Below are 19,384 nucleotides of genomic sequence, written 5' to 3'. Positions count from 1 at the left end.
AGGCCCATGATGTACGACCCCACAGTCGCCCGGCTCACCTACCGGGCCCTGCTCGGCCGCCGCCGGGCTCTCATCCTGGGCGCCCTGCCCGTTCTGCTGATCGCGATCTCCGTCGTGGTCCGCGGCCTCGCGGGCGCCGACGACCAGACGGCCTCCGACCTGCTGGGCGGGCTCGCGCTCGCCACGATGGTGCCGATCATCGGCGTCATCGCGGGCACGGGCGCGATCGGGCCGGAGATCGACGACGGCTCGGTGGTGTACCTGCTGTCCAAGCCGGTGAAGCGGCCGACGATCATCTTCACCAAGCTGATCGTGGCGATCGCCGTGACGATGGTGTTCTCGGCCCTGCCGACGCTCATCGCGGGCTTCATCCTCAACGGCAACGGGCAGCAGATCGCCGTCGCCTACACGGTGGCAGCCCTGGTCGCGTCGATCGCCTACGCGGCGATGTTCCTGCTGCTCGGCACGGTGTCCCGGCACGCGGTGGTGTTCGGTCTCGTCTACGCCCTCGTCTGGGAGGCCCTGTTCGGCTCCCTGGTGTCCGGCGCACGCACCCTGAGCGTCCAGCAGTGGTCGCTCGCCGTCGCTCACAAGATGGCCGGCGGGGACCTGGTGACCTCGGACGTCGGACTGCCCACGGCGACGGTGCTGCTGGTCGCGGTCACCGTGCTCGCCACCTGGTACGCCGGCCAGAAGCTGCGGGCGCTGAAGCTCGCCGGCGAGGAGTGACAGGTCCCGATCCTGACGGGGCCTTCACCTCGGTCCGGGCACACTGGGCACAGCTGATGTACGGCTAGGAGGCCGCAGATGGCAGAGGAGATCCCGCAGCACGGCGCCCCCGGGCGGTCCGACGGTGACGTCTGGGGCGAGCTGGTCCTGGACGAGGACTTCGTACGGGCCGCCGAGACCTCCGAACCGTCCGCGCGGGCCCGGATGCTCGCCGCCCGCTGGCGCACCGAGCAACCGGAGCCGCAGCCCTGGCGGTCCGACGAGCCGCCGGCGGGCTGGTTCTTCGGCAAGGGGCGCAGGCGCAGATGGCGGCGCCGGTAGGCGCGGCCCCCGGTTAATTCAGTGGCATCCAACTCGGCGGTGGGGCACAGTGGTTGTGCCCCATCCGCCGGGAGTGTCCCGGTGTCACGAACTGGGAGAGGAGTTGGGCGATGTCCATGCACGGCAGTACGTCCAGCTCCCGACAGGGCAGCCTGAGGCGGGCTCCGGAGTGATCGCTACCCCTCCGTAGAGCTCATGGGAGCTGCCCGGGGCGGCCGCTTCGAGCACGCGATGTGTCTCTCGCGTGGGCCGCCCACCCGGAGGATTGGCCGAGGGGTAAGGCACCGGCTTGCTAAGCCGTGGTCGGGTCTGAAAAGCCCGCGCACGTTCGATCCGTGCATCCTCCGCAAGAATTGTCACGGGGAGTCACCGGGACGGGGCCGCTGCCCGTTCGTCGGCGATCCGGTCCAGCTCGCGCATCGCCTCTGCATGAGCGCTCATCCGCCTGCTCACGGCTCCGGTGGTGAACAGCGCGACGCCCGTGACCGACACCGGGATCGACAGACCGAGCACGGCGAGCGCCTCTGGCCAGTCCCGTTCGTTCGCGCAGTGATCGCCCCTGTAGAGCCCTTCGTTGGCTGTGCCGCGGTTCGTAAGCAGCCGTGACTCGCACTGGTCGGGGTATCGATCGCCGGGCTCCCGGTCGACCTCGTACGGAGTGAGCAGCAGTACGGCACACCAGGTCCACAGCAGGCCCGCGACCGCCAGCAGGCCGATGCCCCAGGCGCGTATCCGGGTGGCGCGGTCGCGGAAGTCGAGGTCGTACTCGCGTGATCGCATGGCCGCCGAATGTAGCAGCGCGCCCCGGGCCGCCCGGCCTCAGCCCAGCAACCGCTCCAGCACCACGGCGATGCCGTCCTCCTCATGGGAGGCCGTCACCTCGTTCGCCACCGCCCGTAGCTCCTCGTGCGCGTTGGCCATGGCCACCCCGTGGGAGGCCCAGGCGAACATCGGGATGTCGTTGGGCATGTCGCCGAAGGCGATCGTGTCGGCGGCCTTCAGGCCCAGGCGACGGGCGGCCAGGGACAGGCCCGTGGCCTTGGACAGGCCGAGGGGCAGCAGCTCCACGATGCCCTGCCCCGCCATGGCGACCGTGACGAACCCGCCGGCCGCCCGGCGGGCCGCCTCCGCCAGCTCGTCGTCGCTCAGCGTCGGATGCTGTATGTAGATCTTGTTCAGCGGAGCGGTCCAGAGGTCGGACACGTCCGTGAAGGGCGTGGCGGGGAGCGTGCCCCGGACCGCGTAGCCCGGCCCCACCAGCACCTCGCCGTCCAGGCCGTCCCGGCTCGCCGCCAGGTACAGCGGGCCCACCTCGGCCTCGATCTTCGCCAGGGCTATGCCCGCCAGCTGCCGGTCCAGGGTCACGGACGTCAGCAGGCGGTGCGCCCCGGCGTCGTACACCTGGGCGCCCTGGCCGCAGACGGCGAGGCCGTCGTAGCCGAGGTCGTCGAGGATGTGCCGGGTCCAGGGGACCGCGCGGCCGGTGACGACGATGTGGGCCGCGCCCGCCGCGGTGGCCGCGGCGAGCGCCGCACGGGTGCGCTGTGAGACCGACTCGTCGGAGCGCAGGAGCGTTCCGTCGAGGTCGGTGGCGATGAGTCGGAAGGGGAAACCGGCGCTCACTTGGCGACCGGCTCCAGGACCTCCCGGCCGCCCAGGTACGGGCGCAGCACCTCGGGGACCCGGACGGAGCCGTCGGCCTGCTGGTGGTTCTCCAGGATCGCCACGATGGTGCGCGGTACGGCGCACAGGGTGCCGTTGAGCGTGGCCAGCGGACGGACCTGCTTGCCCTCGCGGACCCGGATCGACAGGCGGCGGGACTGGAACTCGGTGCAGTCCGAGGTCGAGGTCAGCTCGCGGTACTTGCCCTGGGTCGGGATCCATGCCTCGCAGTCGTACTTACGCGAGGCCGAGGCGCCGAGGTCGGCGGAGGCGACGTCGATGACGCGGAACGGCAGCTCCAGCGAGGTCAGCCACTGCTTCTCCCACTCCAGCAGGCGCTTGTGCTCCTCCTGCGAGTCCTCGGGAGTGACGTACGTGAACATCTCGACCTTGTCGAACTGGTGCACGCGGAAGATGCCCCGGGTGTCCTTGCCGTGCGAGCCGGCCTCGCGGCGGAAGCACGGGGAGAAGCCCGCGTAGCGCAGCGGCAGCCGGTCGGCGTCGATGATCTCGTCCATGTGGTACGCCGCCAGCGGGACCTCGGAGGTGCCGACCAGGTACAGGTCGTCCTTGTCGAGGTGGTAGACGTCCTGGGCCGCCTGGCCGAGGAAGCCGGTGCCGGCCATGGACTGCGGGCGCACCAGCGCCGGGGTCAGCATCGGCGTGAAGCCGGCCGCGGTGGCCTGCGCGATCGCCGCGTTCACCAGGGCCAGCTCCAGCAGGGCGCCGACGCCGGTGAGGAAGTAGAAGCGGGAGCCGGAGACCTTGGCGCCGCGCTCGACGTCGATCGCGCCGAGGAGCTGTCCCAGCTCCAGGTGGTCCCTGGGCTCGAAGCCCTCGGCACCGAAGTCGCGGATGGTGCCGTGCGTCTCCAGCGTGACGAAGTCCTCCTCGCCGCCGACGGGCACGTCGGGGTGGACGAGGTTGCCGAGCTGCTGCAGCAGCTGCTGGGTCTCGGCGTCGGCCGCGTCGCGCTCGGCGTCGGCGGCCCTGACGTCGGCCTTCAGCTGCTCCGCGCGCTTGAGCAGTTCGGCCTTCTCGTCGGCGGAGGCCTTGGGGATCAGCTTGCCGAGCTGCTTCTGTTCGGCACGCAGCTCGTCGAAGCGGACGCCGGAGGACCTGCGCCGCTCGTCGGCAGACAGGAGGGAGTCGACGAGCGCGACGTCCTCTCCACGGGCGCGCTGGGACGCGCGCACACGGTCGGGGTCCTCACGGAGCAGGCGAAGGTCAATCACGAGGCCAAGGCTACCGGTGTCGGCTCGCAGGCCACGACTCACTATTACGTCTCGCGGCTTACGTGCCGTTATGGGGCTATTGCGCAGAGTGTCGGTACGTGTCAATAAAAGCCGTCTCATTCCCTGGAACGAGGCAGTCGGCGGATCACCGGTTGACTGGATTTCCTTGTGGAGAGCGGTACTTGGCGGCCCCGTTGTCCACAGGAATCCACACGCCGGGAAGAGTTATCCACAGGCTGTGCGGAAAGTCTGTGGACTTCGGAATTGATCACTCCGGAAGTTCGGGCCGGAGTGAGGAATTCCCGGTTCAAGCAGGGGTGACACCCACTTTCGAGTGGAAAGGGGTCGCTCCAAAAGATGAACCAAAGGAAACGAGTGGACGAAGGGTGACCTGCCGGGCGGTGGCCGCATCTGGGGCGTCCAGGGCGATTTGTCGACCAGGTGGCACTTCCTTGTCGACTTGTCCCCAGGTCGAGAAGCGGACCTGTGGATAACTTCTGTGGATAACGAAGATATGCAGGTACGACTGGCTAGAAGCGGCCGTCCTGGCAGCGCGCCACCCAGTCCGAGGCGGCCACGAACTCCCCGTCCGAGGTGCCCGGCAGCGTGGAACGGGCTTCGCCCGGCTGGATGTCCGCGCGCGGATAGGAGCCGAGGAAACGCACCTGCAGACAGATCCGCTTCAGCCCCATCAGTGCCTCGGCCACCCGCCGGTCGGAGATATGGCCCTCGGCGTCGATGCAGAAGCAGTAGTTGCCGATGCCGGCGCCGGTCGGCCGGGACTGCAGCAGCATGAGGTTGATGCCCCGGGTGGCGAACTCGCCGAGCAGGTCGCGCAGGGCGCCGGGGTGGTCGTCGCGCTGCCACAGCACCACCGAGGTCTTGTCGGCACCGGTCGGTGCGGCGGGCCGGGCCGGGCGGCCGACCAGCACGAACCGGGTCTGCGCGTTCTCCGCGTCGTGGATCCCGGTCTCCAGGGCCTCAAGACCGTACCGGGCGGCGGCGAACTCGCCCGCGAAGGCGGCGTCGTACTGACCCTCCTGGACCAGTCGTGCGGCGTCCGCGTTCGAGGCGGCCGACTCCCAGTGGACGTCCGGGAGGTTCTTCCTGAGCCAGTTGCGGACCTGCGGCTGGGCGGCCGGATGCGCGGAGACCGTCTTGATGTCGGACAGTTTCGTGCCCGGCCGGACCAGCAGCGCGAAGGTGATCGACAGCAGCACCTCGCGGTAGATCATCAGCGGCTCGCCCGCGACCAGCTCGTCCAGGGTGGTGGTGATGCCGCCCTCGACGGAGTTCTCGATGGGCACGAACGCGGCCTCGGCCTCGCCGGCCCGCACCGCGTCCAGTGCGGACTGCACCGACACGTAGGGGATCAGCTCCCGGGTGGCCGCCTCCGGAAGCGTGCGCAGGGCGACTTCGGTGAAGGTGCCTTCGGGACCGAGATACGCATAGCTCGCTGGCATGTCCTCACCCTAATGGCCGCAGGCGAAGGCGGCGCCCGTGGCTCACGGACACCACTCGACCGGGTGGTTTAGATCCCGGATTCACCCCTCCAGCAGCGGCTGTCCCACGTATTCTCCCGCCGCCGCGCCCCCGGGCACCGCGAACAGACCGCTCGCTTCGTGCCGGATGTACTGCGACAGCGCGTCCCCGCGGTCGAGTTTGCGCTGCACCGGTACGAAGCCGCGCAGTGGGTCCGCCTGCCAGCAGACGAACAGCAGTCCGGCGTCCGGCGTCCCGTCCGTGTCGATGCCGTCGTGGTAGGAGAACGGGCGCCGCAGCATGGCCGCACCGCCGTTCCGGTCGGGCCGGGTGATCCGGGCGTGCGCGTTCACCGGGACGACGTACCCGCCCTTGGCGTCGGTCTTCTCCAGGTCCATCGGGGTCGTCTCGCTGCCTCCGGACAGCGGGGCCCCGTCGGCCTTCCGGCGCCCGACGACCGCCTCCTGGGCTGTGCGCGACAGCTTCTCCCAGTCGTCCAGGAGCATGCGGATACGGCGTACGACGGCGTAGGAGCCGTTCGCCATCCACGCCGGATCCCCCGAGGCGGGCACGAAGATCCGCTGGTCGAAGTCGGCCTCGGCCGGCTTCGGGTTGCGGGTGCCGTCGAGCTGGCCCATGAGGTTGCGGGCCGTCATGGGGTGGGCGGTGGCGCCCGGCGTGCGATTGAAGCCGTTCATCTGCCAGCGGACGCGGGCCGCGCTGCCGGCGTCCTTCTGGATCGCGCGCAGCGCGTGGAAGGCCACCAGGGCGTCGTCGGCGCCGATCTGCACCCACAGGTCGCCGTCGCTGCGTGCCTTGTCGAGCTGGTCGGAGGAGAAGTCGGGCAACGGGTCGAGGACGCCCGGCCGCTGCTTCTCCAGACCGGTCCGGCCGAAGAAGCTGTGGCCGAAGCCGAAGGTGATCGTCAGCGTGGACGGGCCCGCGTCCCGGGCCACGTCGGTGTCGTCGTGGGGAGCCGCCTCACCCGCCATCAGCCGCTCGGCCGTCGCCGACCAGCGGCGCAGCAGGGCCGCCGCCTCCTTCCGGCCCGCACCTGCCGTCAGGTCGAAGGCGACGAGATGGCCGCGGGCCTGCAGTCCCTCGGTGATGCCGGGCTGATGTTTCCCGTGAAACATCGCCCGGTCGGACCCCACCGAGGTCAGCGGAGTGGCCGGGGCGGGCGCGGCCGCGTACCCCACGGCTCCGCCGGCCCCGCCGAGCACGAGCCCGGTGGCCCCGGCGGTGCCGAGCAGGGCGCGGCGGGAGATGCCCGGGCCGCCCGCGGTATCGGGTTCGCGTACCGCGGGGTCGGGCGTACGGATCTCGGGAAGGGACTGGTCGGGCATGGTGGGGTTCAGCCGATCTGCGCGTTCTTGGAGACGGTCACCTGGTCGATGTCGGAGGTCCGCACGGTCACGGCGATCTTCCAGTCGCCGGCCATGGGGATCTGCACTCCGTTCGCCGACCAGTGACCGGTGGTGAGGTGGTCGGGGGTCACCGGAAGCGGCCCGATCTTCTTCGCCGTGAGGGTGAAGGCGACCTTCACCTCGGGGACGTCGAAGGCGCGTCCGTTGGGCCGCTGCACGTAGACGTGCATCTCGTTGCCGCCCACGCGCGCAGGGTCGAGGTCGACCCGCACGAGGCCCTTGCCGTCGGTGCCGCCGGTGTCGAAGGGCATGTCCAGGGTCAGCGTGCCGGAGGAACTCGAGGAGGAGGGCGACGAGGACGACGTGGCCGCCTTGGCGTCCTGCTCGGTGCGGCCCGGCTCGGTCTGGGTCAGCCAGGTGGTGACGGCGAGCAGTACGACCGCGACGCCCGCCTCGGCGAACACCGAGCGGCGCAGGCCGAAGCGGTTCGGGTCGGCGTCCCGCAGCCGCTTCTCCCGGGCGGCGTCCGCCGCGGCCCGCTGCCGGGCGAGCTGGGCGGTGCGCTTGCCGTCACCGGAGGCGGCACCCTTGCCGGCGGACTTCGACGCGGAGGCGTGCTCCTTCTCCGGCTGCCTCGCCTTCTCGGACTGCTTCGCCTTCGTGGTGCCCGAGACCGTGTCCGTGGTGTCGAGGAGTCGTCCCGTCCACCGCCGCGAGATCCATGCGACGCCCACCAGCAGCGTCACCAGCCCGATCTTGACCAGCAGCAGCTGCCCGTACCGGGTCTCGGTGAACGCCGACCAGGAGCCGAGCTGCCGCCAGGACTGGTAGGTGCCGGTGGCGACCAGGGTGGTGACGGAGCCCAGGGCGAGGCGGGAGAAGCGCCGGACGGCGGCGGCCTCGATCGGGGTCTCGGCGGGTGCCCGGAACAGGGCGACGAGCAGGGTGGTGAGGCCGCCCAGCCAGGCGGCGACGGCGAGCAGATGGAGGACGTCGACGGGCATGGCGATGCCCGGCTGCAGCCCGGTGGAGGCGTGCTCGGCCATGGCCCAGCTCGCCGCGAGCCCGGCGGCCACGACCACCCCGCCGATGGCGAGCCCGAAGGTCAGGTCGCGCTTCTCCTCGCCCTCCTCGCGCCGGTTGTAGGCGCCGAAGAGGACGGCGATGAACAGCGCGGCGGCGGCGAGCAGCAGCAGCCGGGAGACCAGCGAGGCACCGGTCTTGGTCTGGAGCACCTGGCCGAGCAGATCCAGGTCGAAGACGTCGCCGAGCTTGCCCGAGGTGGTGTAGGAGCCGCGCAGGAGCAGCAGCCAGAGGGTGGCCGCGGTGAGCGCGAGCCAGCCGCCGACCACGAACCGCTGCACGGCTCGTACGCCCGCGCCGCGCTGCCAGCAAGCCAGCACGAAGGCGGCTCCGCCGGCCAGCACGATGAAGCCGGCGTAGGAGAAGTACCGTCCGAACCCGTAGAGCCAGCCGATGACTCCGCCGCCGGCCGCGGTCCCGACGCCGGAGACGACGGTCTGCGAGGGCGCCCCGATGGAGAAGGTGTAGGCGCCGGAGACGGGATGGCTGTCCGCCGAGACGACCTGGTAGGCGACCGTGTAGGTGCCCTTGGCCAGGCCGCTCTTGAGCTTGACGGCGTACGTCGTCCCGCTCAAGTTGGCCGGAGCGCCCACCTCGACCTTCTTGCCCCTGGGGTCGAGGACCTGCAGCGAGTCGTCGCTCATCGCCACCTTCTCGGAGAAGGTGAGCGACACCTGGGTGGGTGCCTTGTCGACCACCACCCCCTGTGCGGGATCGCTGCCGGTCAGCGCGGCATGCGCGGAGGCTGGTCCGGCGCCCGCGAGCAGAGCGCCGGTGACGGCGAGGAGCAGCAGCACCAGGGTCCGCAGGCGGGGGGTGATGGTCCGCGTCAAGGTGGTCCCTCCCTCAGTGGCCGGTCGACGGGTTGTACGTGGCGGACTTCACCGGCATCTCGACGGTGAGGGGCCCGGACTTGGCAAAGGTGAGCTTCAGGGTGACCTTCTGGCCCTGCGCAGGCTTGTGCTTCAGCTTCTCGAACATCAGATGGTTGCCACCGCTCTTGAACACGAGTTGACCATGTGCCGGGACGGCGAAGCCGGTCTTCTCCTCCATGGCCCCGCCGACGGTGCTGTGCATGGTGACCTCGCCGGCGACGTTGCTGGTGACCGAGGTCAGCTCGTCCTTCGTGCTGCCCTTGTTGGTGATCGTCAGGAACCCGGCGGCCATGTCGGCGGAGACCGGCTGGGGCATGTAGGACGCGCTCACGGACAGTTCGGCCGTCGAGGAATCGGAGCCGGAACCGGAGTCCGAGCCGGCGCCGCAGCTCGTGAGGGCCAGGGCGCCGGCGAGTGCGGCCGCGGGCAGGAGCGCACGCCTCACGGCTTCGCTCCCTCGACGAGCTTGGGCAGGTCCTTGGTGTAGTCGTCGACCGTGGCGTCCTCGCCGTAGAGGACGTAACCCCCGTCGGTCTTCGGCGAGAAGGCGATGACCTGGGTGCCGTGCACCGAGACGAGCTTGCCGTTCTTGTCCTTCGACGTCGGCTCGATGGAGATGCCGACGGAGCGGGCACCGGCCTGGACGGTGGAGAAGTCGCCGGTCAGGCCGATGAACTGCGAGTCGATGCCCTTGAGCCACTTGGCCAGCTCGGCAGGGGTGTCGCGGTCGGGGTCGGTGGTGACGAAGACGACCCTGAGGTCGTTCTGCTCGGCCTTGGGCAGCGCCTTCTTGGCGACGGCGATGTTGCTCATCGTCGTCGGGCAGATGTCCGGGCAGTGCGTGTAGCCGAAGTAGAGCAGGGTCGGGTGGCCCTTGGTCTCGGCGCGCAGGTCGTACTTCTTGCCGTGCGTGTCGGTGAGGACGAGGTCGGGCTTCTCGAACGGCTGGTCGAGGATGGTCGCGGCCTTGCCCGAGTCGGTCTCCTCGGAGACCACGGCGACGGGCGAACTGCCGTCGTCGCCGCTGCCACAGGCGGAGAGGGTCAGGGTGGCGGCGGCGAGCAGCGCGGCCGCGGCGAACGTCTTCTTGCGCATAGAAAAATGTCCCAGATGTGAGAACTCCGGCGCGCACCGGGGTCGTACGACGGCGTCCCCCGACCCCGGCGCGCGTGCGGAACGGTGGGTCAGGCGGTGCGGCGGCGGCCCGCGAGGACGCCGTAGCCCACACCCGCGACGCCGATGACGATGCCGACCACGCCGAGCACGCGCGCGGTGGTGTCGCTGCCGCCCTTCGAGCTGTCGGCGTCGGCCGTCTTCTCGCTCTTGCCGTCGTTCTTCTCGGAGGCGTCCTCGGCGGCGGTGCCGCCGTGGTGGTCACCGGTGGCGGCGGACAGCTCCAGCACCGGGGCCGGATTCTCCGGCTCCTCCTGGCCCTCCTGCTGCACCTCGATCCAGCGCACGACCTCCTTGTTGGAGTACGTCTGGATCGCCTTGAAGGAGAGCTGGTCGGCGTCCTCGGGCAGGGCGCCGAGGGAGAGGGGGAACTTCTGGAAGTAGCCGGGCTCGATGCCCTTGCCGTCGGCGGTCCAGGTGACCTTGGTGACGGCCTCGTCGATCTTCTCGCCGTGCATCGTCAGCGGCTTGTCCAGCTTGGACTTGGTGACCTCCACACTCCAGCCGGGGATCGGCTGGGGCATGACCGAGGCCAGCGGGTGGTCGGCCGGGAGGTTCACCTCGAGCTTGGTGGTCGAGGCGTCGTCGCGCTCATTGGGGACCTTGAAGTCGACGACCGCGTAGCCGCCCTTGGCCGCGGTGCCCTCGGGCTGCACGCTGACGTGCGCGAAGGCGGGGGCGGACAGGGCGAGGACGGCGGTACCCGCGGCAGCAACGGCGGCGGCGATACGGGAAGTCTTCATGGCAGGGAGCACTCCACTTCGAGTGAGTTCCGGTGGTTATCAGGAGTACGCGTGCGTGGCCGTACCACCCGTGGTGGCCTCGGCCGATGGGCGCACGCGCGCGTGCCGCACGACGGCGGCCCCTCCCGTCCGGCTCTCCGTTTCCGGTTCCGCTGGAGTGGTGGTCGCGTCGTGTCAGGCGGCGAGGAGGAACGCGGCGGCGGGCGGGCCGCGCCGGATCACCGTGTGCTGGAGTGCGGTGGTGTGCGGGGCGGGCACCTCGTCCCGGGCGGTACGACGGACACGCGGGCCGGCCTCGGCCGCGGGCAGCAGCCCCGCACACAGGGCGTGCGCCAGCGCGAGCGCCGCGCGCAGAGATCGTACGAGCGCCCCCTCCGCGACCCCGTGCGCCGACAGCTCGATCAGCCGCAGCAGGGCCAGATCGCCGCGGCGCAGCAGCCAGCCGACGGCCACGGCCGCGAGGACGTGGCCGAGCAGCATCGGCAGGGAGGGCAGCAGCGGCGCCGAGGAGCCGGTGCCGCCTGCCATGTGGTCCATGGCCGGCATGGTGCCCGCGGCCCGGCCCGAGGAGTCGATGAGGCGCGCGTCGAGCAGGAGCCGGTAGGCGTGCCCGGGGGTGAGCGCCGAGGCGCTGGACCCGCACAGGAGCCGCGCGGCCCGCTCGACGAGCGCGCCCTGGCTCAGCGCCCCGTCCGTCGGGCCCATCGGCATCGCGGCCGAGGCCCCGTGCTGACCCAGCCCGAACAGCGTGTGCAGCACGGCCTGGCCGAGCGCGAGGAGGGCGGCGATGCCCGGCAGCGAGCGTTGCCGTCCGGCGAGCGGTGCCACCAGCAGCAGGGAGCCCAGGAATCCCGCGCCGAGCGTCCACAGGGGCACGCGCGCGCAGGAGGCCAGTGTGTGCCCGGCCGCGGACAGCACGACGCAGACCGCGGCGAACACCGCGGCCCGCAGGATCCGGAGCCCGGCTCCGGGGCGCGCCGTGCGCGGGTGGGGGGCAGACATGGCCGCCTCATCATCGCACTGGCCTCACCCGGGCCCTGCGTCAGGTCGCGGGATCCCGTCACGGCAGGGAGACCGTGCTCCCGGCAGGAGGGCCGCCGCGATGACCGGAAGATCATCCTCCGCGCCGAAGTCATGCCCTCATACACCGATTCCTCCCGGGGCACATCGACCGTATGGGCGGAGTCACGTCAACGGTGTGCTTACGGGCACGTACGGGCGGCAATAGGTAACGGTATGTCGAGCCGCGGCCAGGAGGCTGGAGCATGAGCATCTGGTGGTCACTCCATCTGCGCCGCGAGGCCGCGAGCGTGCCGCTCGCCCGGCGGCTGCTGATCGGCACGATGGAAACCGCGGGCGTCGACCCGGACGTCTCCTACGACCTGTCCGTCGCCCTCAGCGAGGCCTGCGCGAACGCGGTCGAGCACGGCGGGGACGCCGAGCGCGGCGGCTGCTCGGAGGCCTACCGGGTGACCGCCTACCTCGACGGCGAGAAGTGCCGGATCGAGGTGGCCGATTCCGGACCGGGGTTCACCCGCACCCAGGACGTCAGGCCCGCCCGCACCGACGCCGAGAACGGCCGCGGGCTGTGTCTGATCCGGGAACTCGCCGATCACGTGCATATCGGCGCCAAGCCGGGCCGGGGCGGGACGGTGGTGAGCTTCGACAAGATCCTCAAGTGGAAGAAAGATCCTTCCCTGCTTACGGCATGACGACCTCCCACGCGAGCCCGCGTCGTTAGGGTGCGCGCATGCAGAGCATTCGTATGGAACTGGAAAAAGAGGAAATAGCGGTCGGGGTGATGCTGCGTCCTCTCTCCGCGGCCGACGCCTTCGCGCTCGCCTCCGCCTATGCGGAGAACCGCACACACCTGGAACCGTGGGAGCCGGTCAGACCGGAGTCCTTCTTCACCGCGGAGGGCCAGGCGGAGCGTATCGACGGGCTGCTGCGGCAGTTCGCCGAAAACACCGTGGTGCCCTGGGTGTTCGAGGCTCGGGACGGCCGGATCGTCGGGGCGATCACCCTGTCCGGAATTTCCCGCGGCCCTTTCTGCAGTTCCTCTCTCGGGTACTGGGTGGCCGCCGACCAGCAGAACAAGGGGCTGGCCAGCGGCGCAGTGGAGCGGGTCTGCCGTATCGCCCGGGACACGATCGGACTGCACCGGATCGAGGCGTCCACGCTGACCGACAACACCGGTTCGCAGCGGGTGCTGGCGAAATGCGGGTTCGAGGCGATCGGTCTCGCCCCCGACTACCTGCACATCAACGGAAGATGGCGGGACTGCCGGCTCTTCCAGCGTGTGCTGCACGACCACGCCCCTGCTCTGTAAGGGCGCATTTTCGGCCTTCTTCTCGGACTCCTCGTCCTTCACAGCTCTGTGCCAGGGCATGCCCATCGGGCTGACAACCGGTGCCCCTAGCTTCCTCGGCCATGACGGGAAACCACAGAGACACATCGATCACCCGGCGCCGGGCCCTCGCCGTGACCGGCGGCACGGTGGCGGCCGGCGGTCTGGCGGTCGCCGGCTTCCAGTCGGCATTCGCCGACACGGCCGAGACGGCTGACACGGCCGTCTCGGACGCCGAGGCGAGCGCGACAGCCTCGGCGACCTCGACCGGCAGCACCTGCACGCAGTTGATGCCGAGTGTCACGGAGGGGCCGTACTACCTCGATGGTGCCTTGGTGCGCAAGGACATCACCGAGGGCAAGAGCGGGGTTCCGCTGACGCTTCGGCTCACGGTCGTGGACGCCACCGACGGCTGCACCCCGGTCCCCGGCGCGGCCGTGGAGATCTGGCACTGCGACGCCTGGGGCTACTACTCCGGCTACACCACGGCCAACCCCGGCGGCTCGGCACCGGCCGAGAGCGAGGAGGGTGACAGTGCGAACGACAACACGTTCCTGCGCGCCTACCAGATCGCCAACGCCAACGGGGTCGTGAAGTTCGAAACGATCTTCCCGGGCTGGTACACCCCGCGCACCTGCCACATCCACGTGAAGGTGCACACCGGCGGCGAGAAGGCGGACGGCACCTATGAGGGCGGCAAGGTCAACTTCACCGGCCAGCTGTTCTTCGACGACGCCGCCGCCGAGGCGATCTTCGCGCTGAAGCCGTACTCCCAGCACACCGGCAGTTACACCAAGCTGGCCGACGACATGGTCTACGACGGCGGGGGCGCCGCCGGCGGCCTGCTCACCCTCAAGCCCGTGCACAAGAACGATCCGTCCAGGGGTTACAAGGGCTTCCTGACGCTCGGTGTCGACCCCGACGCGGAGAACACCGGGGCGGGCAGCGGCGGCGGGGGCACCCCGCCGAGCGGCGCACCCACGGGCGCCCCACCGACCGACACCGCCTCCCCCTCGGCGTCCTCCTGAGGGAGGGCGATGAACAGCCGCGAGGACGAGGCGCTGGCGAGCGCGGCGGTGGCCGCGCTCACCGGCCGGCTGGCGCTGACCCCCCAACCGGGGCTGCCGGACCCGCGCGACCTGAACGCCCGGGCCACCGGCCGCGACCACCGCGCCCTGCGCTGGTCCGCCAAGGCGCTGGGGCCCGGCCTCGCGGCCATGGCCGCCGCCGCCCGCCGCACCGGCGCACCCACACCGGCACTGCGGTCGGAACTCGGTGCGATCGGCCGCTGCAGCGAACACACCCTGACCCTGACGGGCGGCGGCCACCGGGGCGCGCTGTGGGTCCTGGGCCTGCTGGTTGCGGCGACGGCACTGGACGCCGGCACGCCCGAACCGGGTGAATCGGATGCATCGGACGGGACCGCCCGGGAGTCCGGTCGGGCCGCCCGGGATCGCCGTCCGCGGGCTCAGGGCATCACCGTGCTCGTCCGGCAGATCGCCGCTCACCCCGACCGTGGTGCGCCGGCCCGGCCCAGCAGGGGTTCCGCCATCTCCGTCAAGTACGGGGCCGCGGGCGCCCGGGGTGAGGCACGGGCCGGGTTCCCGCATGTGCGGCGGGCGTTGGACGCGCTGGCCAGAGCCCGGGCGGCCGGTGCCGACGAGACGCGGGCCCGGCTGGACGGCCTGCTCACCGTGATGTCCACCCTGCAGGACACCGAACTGCTGCACACCGCGGGCCCGATCGGCCTGCGGCACGTGCAGGCGGGCGCCCGGGCCGTCCTGGAGGCGGGGGGTACGGCGACGGAGGCCGGTGCCGAGGCCCTGGCCGCGCTCGACGCCGACCTCCACGCGCGCGCGTGGAGCCCCCGGGGCAGCGCGGGTCTGCTCGCGGGGGCGCTGTTCCTTGACACCTTGCCGGTCAGCCTGCCGGCACCGGCTCGGTGACCGTCCGCCGCGCACGGCCGGCGGTCCGGCGGGCCACCGGCCCCATCGCGCAGGCCGCCAGCGGCATCAGCGCACCGAGCAGCAGCCAGCCCGGCGTGCCCCAGCCCATCAGCAGCGAGGTCACCACCAGCGGGCCCAGGGTACGGGCCACCGTCACACCCGTGCCGAAGAAGCCCTGGTACTCGCCCATCCGGTCGGCCGGGGCCAGGTCGAAGGACAACTGCCACGAGCCCGCCGACTGCTGCATCTCCGCGACGACCTGGAGCACCGCCCCGGCCACCAGGATCAGGGCCGCGGGACCTGCGGACCGGCCCGCCGACAGTGCGAACACCGCACAGGACGCGAGCATCACGACCCCGGACCGGCGCAGCACCCGCACCGCCGTCGCGAGCCCGGTGACGGCACGGGCCGCCCGCACCTGGAACAGCGTGACCACCGCGGTGTTGAGGACGAACAACACCGACGCCAGCCAGGCCGGCGCTCCCGTCCGCTCGGTGATCCACAGCGGCAGGGCGAGGCTCAGCAGCGGCAGACGCAGCAGCAGGACGGCGTTGAGCAGCGCGAGGAGTGCGTACGGCCGGTCGCGCAGGACCGCGAACCGCTGCTCACGGCGCCCGCCCGCCACCACCGGTGCCACCGCCGGCAGCCGCAGCAGGATCAGTGCGCACACCAGGAAGCACACCGCGTCCAGCCCGAGCACCGCCCGGTACGCCCCCGCCGTACCGGCGTTCAGCGCGAGGCCGCCGAGCGCCGCACCGACCGCCAGCCCCCCGTTCGACGTCGACTGGAGCCGTGCCAGCAGTCCCGTCCGCTCCCCGGCCGGCACCAGGCCCGCCAGCAGTGCCTGCCGGGCCGCCGCCAGACCCGACTGTGCCGAGGCGTAGACACAGGCGGCGAGGACGAACGGCACGAACCCCCGCACCAGGAGAAACGCCCCGACCGCAGCCGAGGTTCCCAGTGCCAGCAGCACAGCCGTGCCGCGCGCCCCGCGCCGGTCCGCGAGCCTCCCGAGCGGCACCCCGACCAGCGAGCCGACCGCCCAGGCGAGCGTCAGCCCGAGCCCCACGCGCGCGGGGGCAAGGCCGACGACCCGGGTGAAATACAGCGCGGACGTGACGTAGAAGGCGCCGTCCCCCACGGAGTTGGCGAGTTGAGCGAGGGCCGGAAAGCGTTGCGGACGGTTCGTCATAACCATGACGGTAGGCGCCCATTGGATCTATGAGCAGGCCCAATCCATCGCTTCTTCAGTGGCCCGCTTCAGCCGTCTGCTCCGGTCACCCTCGGGCATCTGCGCCGGTCACCCTCAGGCGTCGAGAACCTTTGCCAGCACCTCCAGCGCCTCCGGATACGCCCGCTCCCGGGGCGTGCCGTAGCCGACGACCAGGCCCTGCGGCCGTCCCTCGCCGGGTGTGTGCCAATGGCTGCCCAGATGCCCGACGGCGAGCCCCTCCGCCTCGGCGCGGTCCAGGACCTCGGCCTCGTCGGGCACGTCGATCAGCGCGTGCAGCCCGGCCGCGATACCCCGCACGCCCCGCCGCGCCCCCAGCCGGTCCAGCAGCTGGTCCCGGCGGCGCCGGTAGCGCAGCCGGCACGCGCGCACGTGCCGGTCGTAGGCATGGCTGTCGATCAGCTCGGCGAGCGCCAGCTGTCCGATGGTCTCGGTGTGGTGGTCGCTGTGCAGCTTGGCGTCGGCGACCGCGTCGATCAGCTGCGGAGGCAGCACCATCCAGCCGAGCCGCAGTGCGGGGCCGAGGGTCTTTGAGGCGGTGCCCAGGTAGACGACCTGGCCCGGGGCCATGCCCTGCAGCGCGCCCACCGGCTGGCGGTCGTAGCGGAACTCGCCGTCGTAGTCGTCCTCGACGATGAGCCCGCCACGCGCGCGTGCCCAGTCGGTGAGCGCGCGGCGCCGCTCGGGGTGCAGGGTCACGCCGGTCGGGTACTGGTGGGCCGGGGTGACCACCACGGCGGCCGCCTCGCTCAGCTCCCCGGGCCGGACCCCCTGCTCGTCCACTCGCACCGGCAGCACGGTCCCGCCGTTGCGCCGCACCACCTCGCGGTGGAAGGGCAGCCCCGGGTCCTCCATGGCGACCGAGGCGCCCTCCAGCACGCGCGTGAGGAGCGCGAGCCCCTGGACGTACCCGGAGGTGATCACGATCCGCTCCGGCGGCGCGAGCACCCCGCGCGCCCGCCCCAGGTAGCCCGACAGCGCGGTGCGCAGTTCGATCCGCCCGCGCGGGTCGCCGTAGTCGTACGCCAGGGAGGGCGCCGTCGCTATGGCGCGGCGCAGCGCCCTCAGCCAGGCCGCGGCCGGGAACGCGCCCACGTCGGGGCTGCCCGGCCGGAGGTCGAAACGCGGCGCACGCGCGTGTGTCGCCGTTCCCGGCTCCTCCTCCCGCACGGCCGGGAGTTCGGCGACCCGGGTGCCGGACCCCTGCCGGGCGGTCAGATAGCCCTCGGCGACGAGCTGGTCGTACGCCGACTTCGCGGTACCGCGCGAGATGCCGAGCTCCGTCGCGAGCCGCCGGGTGGCCGGCAGCCGGGTGCCGGGTGCGAGCCGTCCGTCGCGCACGGCGTCCCTGAGCGCCCGCTCCAGCCCGACGCGGCGGCCGTCCGCCGCGTCGGGTTCGAGATGCAGGTCGACGCCGATTCCGGACCAGAAGTCGTTCACGATTCCCCCACGTGAGACCCGCGCCCCCAAGGGGCGCGGGGCGGTGTTCGACATGCGGCTCCGCCGCGTGGGCGCGACCCCAGCCACGGACCACGGGCACACGAAATGGCCGGGTACCCACCGGTACCCGGCCATTCAGTGTGACGTCAGCCCTTCAAAGATGCCATCCATTCCTCAACCTCGTCCGACCGCCGGGGCAGCGCAGCGCTCAGGTTCCGGTTGCCGTCCTCGGTGACGAGGATGTCGTCCTCGATGCGGACGCCGATGCCCCGGTACTCCTCGGGGACCGTCAGGTCGTCGGCCTGGAAGTACAGGCCGGGCTCGACGGTGAGGACCATGCCCGGCTCCAGCGTGCCGTCGACGTACGTCTCGGTCCGCGCGGACGCGCAGTCGTGGACGTCCATGCCGAGCATGTGGCCGGTGCCGTGCAGGGTCCAGCGGCGCTGCAGGCCCAGCTCCAGGACGCGCTCGACCGGGCCCTCGACCAGGCCCCACCCGACGAGCCTCTCGGCGAGCACGCGCTGGGCGGCGTCGTGGAAGTCGCGGTACTTGGCGCCGGGCTTCACGGCCGCGATACCGGCCTCCTGGGCCTCGTATACGGCGTCGTAGACCTTCTTCTGGATCTCGCTGTACGTGCCGTTGACGGGCAGCGTGCGCGTGACGTCGGCGGTGTACAGGGTGTGCGTCTCCACGCCCGCGTCCAGCAGGAGCAGGTCGCCGGAGCGGACCGGGCCGTCGTTGCGCACCCAGTGCAGCGTGCAGGCGTGCGGGCCGGCCGCGCAGATGGAGCCGTAGCCGACGTCGTTGCCCTCCACGCGCGCGCGGAGGAAGAACGTGCCCTCGATGTAGCGCTCGCTCGTCGCCTCGGCCTTGTCGAGGACCTTGACGACGTCCTCGAAGCCGCGCGCCGTCGAGTCGCAGGCCTTCTGCAGCTCGCCGATCTCGAAGGCGTCCTTGACCAGCCGCATCTCGGAGAGGAAGACCCGCAGCTCCTCGTCGCGCTCGCCGGTGACCTTGTCGGTGAGGGCGGCCTCGATGCCGGCGTCGTAGCCGCGCACGACGCGCACCGGGCCGGTGGCCTCGCGCAGCTTGTCGGCCAGCTCGCGCACGTCGGCGGCCGGGATGCCGTACAGCGCCTCGGACTCGGTGAGGGAGTGGCGGCGGCCGACCCACAGCTCGCCCTGGCCGGAGAGCCAGAACTCGCCGTTCTCGCGGTCGGAGCGGGGCAGGAGGCAGATCGTCTCCTTGTGGCCCTCCGCCGTCGGCTCCATGACGAGTACGCCGTCCTCGTCCTGGTTGCCGGTGAGGTACGCGTACTCGACCGAGGCGCGGAAGGAGTACTCGGTGTCGTTCGAGCGGGTCTTCAGGTTGCCCGCGGGGATGACGAGACGCTCGCCCGGGAAGCGCGCGGAGAGAGCGGCGCGGCGGCGGGCGGTCTCGGCGGCCTGCGGGATCGGCTCCAGGTCGCGCAGCTCGGTGTCGGCCCAGCCGGACTTCATGTTCTCGGCCAGCTCGTCGGAGACGCCCGGGTACAGGCCGTTCTTCCGCTGCTTGATGGGCTCCTCGGACTCGGCTTCCGGGTCGGCCGCGGTAGCGGCGGCATCGGAAAGAGCCGGGTTGAGCTCGTCGGACACGTGATCCTCCTCCGTACGGCATGTGATCTCCCCCGGGCCCGCGACGCTCACGCTTGTGGCCGAGCGGGGGGACCTCCATCATCGTACGGTCGTGCGGAAAGCGGCCCAGGGCCGGAAGA

General features: G+C 71.5%; 19 protein-coding genes and 1 tRNA gene. 7 read left to right on the top strand and 13 right to left on the bottom strand.

Annotation, left to right across the window (positions count from 1 at the left end; translation table 11 throughout):
• Nucleotides 1-9: 9 nt before the first annotated feature.
• The 3 genes from ABZ471_RS17885 (at nt 10) to ABZ471_RS17875 (ending at nt 1,397) form a co-directional block, all read left to right on the top strand.
• Nucleotides 10-729: an ABC transporter permease gene (locus ABZ471_RS17885; RefSeq protein ID WP_359067608.1), complete on the top strand. Its 720-nt coding sequence runs from the start codon at nt 10-12 to the stop codon at nt 727-729.
• Nucleotides 730-807: 78 nt separating this feature from the next.
• Nucleotides 808-1,050 carry a hypothetical protein gene (locus tag ABZ471_RS17880; RefSeq protein ID WP_359067510.1) on the top strand — a complete coding sequence of 81 codons (243 nt, stop codon included), beginning with the start codon at nt 808-810 and terminating at the stop codon, nt 1,048-1,050.
• 259 nt (nt 1,051-1,309) lie between these two features.
• Nucleotides 1,310-1,397: transfer RNA gene (locus tag ABZ471_RS17875), tRNA-Ser, on the top strand.
• A 19-nt stretch (nt 1,398-1,416) separates the two neighbouring features.
• On the opposite strand, the gene ABZ471_RS17870 is transcribed toward ABZ471_RS17875, so the two are convergent.
• The 10 genes from ABZ471_RS17870 to ABZ471_RS17825 all read right to left on the bottom strand — a co-directional run bounded on the left by ABZ471_RS17870 (nt 1,417) and on the right by ABZ471_RS17825 (nt 11,672).
• On the bottom strand, nt 1,417-1,830 hold the full coding sequence (locus tag ABZ471_RS17870) for a hypothetical protein (RefSeq protein WP_359067508.1): 414 nt from the start codon (nt 1,828-1,830) through the stop codon (nt 1,417-1,419).
• 39 nt (nt 1,831-1,869) lie between these two features.
• Nucleotides 1,870-2,673 (bottom strand): HAD family hydrolase, encoded by an 804-nt coding sequence (locus ABZ471_RS17865; protein ID WP_359067506.1) that lies wholly within the window; start codon nt 2,671-2,673, stop codon nt 1,870-1,872.
• Complete coding sequence (gene serS, locus ABZ471_RS17860; protein WP_359067504.1) at nt 2,670-3,947, bottom strand: serine--tRNA ligase; 1,278 nt, start codon at nt 3,945-3,947, stop codon at nt 2,670-2,672. The genes ABZ471_RS17865 and serS overlap by 4 nt, the downstream gene beginning before the upstream one ends.
• A gap of 530 nt (nt 3,948-4,477) precedes the next feature.
• The gene (gene pheA / locus ABZ471_RS17855) at nt 4,478-5,410 is read right to left on the bottom strand and encodes a prephenate dehydratase (protein WP_359067502.1); all 933 of its coding nucleotides are present in this window, start codon (nt 5,408-5,410) and stop codon (nt 4,478-4,480) included.
• Nucleotides 5,411-5,491: 81 nt separating this feature from the next.
• Nucleotides 5,492-6,775, bottom strand: coding sequence for an iron uptake transporter deferrochelatase/peroxidase subunit (efeB, locus tag ABZ471_RS17850; protein WP_359067500.1), 1,284 nt, complete (start codon nt 6,773-6,775; stop codon nt 5,492-5,494).
• Nucleotides 6,776-6,783: 8 nt separating this feature from the next.
• The gene (locus tag ABZ471_RS17845) at nt 6,784-8,712 is read right to left on the bottom strand and encodes a copper resistance protein CopC (protein WP_359067498.1); all 1,929 of its coding nucleotides are present in this window, start codon (nt 8,710-8,712) and stop codon (nt 6,784-6,786) included.
• A gap of 13 nt (nt 8,713-8,725) precedes the next feature.
• Nucleotides 8,726-9,199 carry a copper chaperone PCu(A)C gene (locus tag ABZ471_RS17840; RefSeq protein ID WP_359067496.1) on the bottom strand — a complete coding sequence of 158 codons (474 nt, stop codon included), beginning with the start codon at nt 9,197-9,199 and terminating at the stop codon, nt 8,726-8,728.
• Nucleotides 9,196-9,849 (bottom strand): SCO family protein, encoded by a 654-nt coding sequence (locus ABZ471_RS17835; protein WP_359067494.1) that lies wholly within the window; start codon nt 9,847-9,849, stop codon nt 9,196-9,198. The genes ABZ471_RS17840 and ABZ471_RS17835 overlap by 4 nt, the downstream gene beginning before the upstream one ends.
• 89 nt (nt 9,850-9,938) lie before the next feature.
• Nucleotides 9,939-10,670: a YcnI family protein gene (locus ABZ471_RS17830; protein ID WP_359067492.1), complete on the bottom strand. Its 732-nt coding sequence runs from the start codon at nt 10,668-10,670 to the stop codon at nt 9,939-9,941.
• Nucleotides 10,671-10,844: 174 nt separating this feature from the next.
• Nucleotides 10,845-11,672, bottom strand: a complete 828-nt coding sequence (locus tag ABZ471_RS17825) for a hypothetical protein (protein WP_359067490.1) — start codon at nt 11,670-11,672, stop codon at nt 10,845-10,847.
• A 263-nt stretch (nt 11,673-11,935) separates the two neighbouring features.
• Between ABZ471_RS17825 and ABZ471_RS17820 the strand changes: the two genes are divergently transcribed.
• From ABZ471_RS17820 to ABZ471_RS17805, 4 genes are all read left to right on the top strand, one after another.
• A complete protein-coding gene (locus ABZ471_RS17820) occupies nt 11,936-12,382 on the top strand; it encodes an ATP-binding protein (RefSeq protein WP_359067488.1) in 447 nt (148 codons plus the stop codon).
• A gap of 53 nt (nt 12,383-12,435) precedes the next feature.
• Complete coding sequence (locus ABZ471_RS17815; protein ID WP_359067606.1) at nt 12,436-12,999, top strand: GNAT family protein; 564 nt, start codon at nt 12,436-12,438, stop codon at nt 12,997-12,999.
• Nucleotides 13,000-13,100: 101 nt separating this feature from the next.
• On the top strand, nt 13,101-14,045 hold the full coding sequence (locus tag ABZ471_RS17810; protein ID WP_359067486.1) for an intradiol ring-cleavage dioxygenase: 945 nt from the start codon (nt 13,101-13,103) through the stop codon (nt 14,043-14,045).
• A 9-nt stretch (nt 14,046-14,054) separates the two neighbouring features.
• Nucleotides 14,055-14,963, top strand: a complete 909-nt coding sequence (locus ABZ471_RS17805) for a triphosphoribosyl-dephospho-CoA synthase (protein WP_359067484.1) — start codon at nt 14,055-14,057, stop codon at nt 14,961-14,963.
• Here the strand turns inward: ABZ471_RS17805 and ABZ471_RS17800 are convergent.
• The 3 genes from ABZ471_RS17800 to ABZ471_RS17790 form a co-directional block, all read right to left on the bottom strand.
• Complete coding sequence (locus ABZ471_RS17800) at nt 14,938-16,152, bottom strand: MFS transporter (protein ID WP_359067482.1); 1,215 nt, start codon at nt 16,150-16,152, stop codon at nt 14,938-14,940. The two genes, ABZ471_RS17805 and ABZ471_RS17800, sit on opposite strands and share 26 nt — an antisense overlap.
• Before the next feature lie 114 nt (nt 16,153-16,266).
• On the bottom strand, nt 16,267-17,631 hold the full coding sequence (locus tag ABZ471_RS17795; protein WP_359067480.1) for a PLP-dependent aminotransferase family protein: 1,365 nt from the start codon (nt 17,629-17,631) through the stop codon (nt 16,267-16,269).
• A gap of 146 nt (nt 17,632-17,777) precedes the next feature.
• On the bottom strand, nt 17,778-19,265 hold the full coding sequence (locus ABZ471_RS17790; RefSeq protein WP_359067478.1) for an aminopeptidase P family protein: 1,488 nt from the start codon (nt 19,263-19,265) through the stop codon (nt 17,778-17,780).
• Nucleotides 19,266-19,384 lie beyond the last annotated feature (119 nt).

The organism is Streptomyces sp. NPDC005728, from assembly GCF_040630895.1.
Taxonomy (GTDB): domain Bacteria; phylum Actinomycetota; class Actinomycetes; order Streptomycetales; family Streptomycetaceae; genus Streptomyces.
This window is presented reverse-complemented; position numbering and strand designations above follow the sequence as displayed.

What these genes read in the sequence shown, in the direction of transcription:
- ABZ471_RS17885 (WP_359067608.1), top strand. Translation starts at nt 10, where the DNA reads ATGTACGACCCCACAGTCGCCCGGCTCACCTACCGGGCCCTGCTCGGC.
- ABZ471_RS17880 (WP_359067510.1), top strand. Translation starts at nt 808, where the DNA reads ATGGCAGAGGAGATCCCGCAGCACGGCGCCCCCGGGCGGTCCGACGGT.
- ABZ471_RS17870 (WP_359067508.1), bottom strand. Translation starts at nt 1,830, where the DNA reads ATGCGATCACGCGAGTACGACCTCGACTTCCGCGACCGCGCCACCCGG.
- pheA (WP_359067502.1), bottom strand. Translation starts at nt 5,410, where the DNA reads ATGCCAGCGAGCTATGCGTATCTCGGTCCCGAAGGCACCTTCACCGAA.
- efeB (WP_359067500.1), bottom strand. Translation starts at nt 6,775, where the DNA reads ATGCCCGACCAGTCCCTTCCCGAGATCCGTACGCCCGACCCCGCGGTA.
- ABZ471_RS17835 (WP_359067494.1), bottom strand. Translation starts at nt 9,849, where the DNA reads ATGCGCAAGAAGACGTTCGCCGCGGCCGCGCTGCTCGCCGCCGCCACC.
- ABZ471_RS17830 (WP_359067492.1), bottom strand. Translation starts at nt 10,670, where the DNA reads ATGAAGACTTCCCGTATCGCCGCCGCCGTTGCTGCCGCGGGTACCGCC.
- ABZ471_RS17825 (WP_359067490.1), bottom strand. Translation starts at nt 11,672, where the DNA reads ATGTCTGCCCCCCACCCGCGCACGGCGCGCCCCGGAGCCGGGCTCCGG.
- ABZ471_RS17820 (WP_359067488.1), top strand. Translation starts at nt 11,936, where the DNA reads ATGAGCATCTGGTGGTCACTCCATCTGCGCCGCGAGGCCGCGAGCGTG.
- ABZ471_RS17815 (WP_359067606.1), top strand. Translation starts at nt 12,436, where the DNA reads ATGGAACTGGAAAAAGAGGAAATAGCGGTCGGGGTGATGCTGCGTCCT.
- ABZ471_RS17810 (WP_359067486.1), top strand. Translation starts at nt 13,101, where the DNA reads ATGACGGGAAACCACAGAGACACATCGATCACCCGGCGCCGGGCCCTC.
- ABZ471_RS17805 (WP_359067484.1), top strand. Translation starts at nt 14,055, where the DNA reads ATGAACAGCCGCGAGGACGAGGCGCTGGCGAGCGCGGCGGTGGCCGCG.
- ABZ471_RS17800 (WP_359067482.1), bottom strand. Translation starts at nt 16,152, where the DNA reads ATGACGAACCGTCCGCAACGCTTTCCGGCCCTCGCTCAACTCGCCAAC.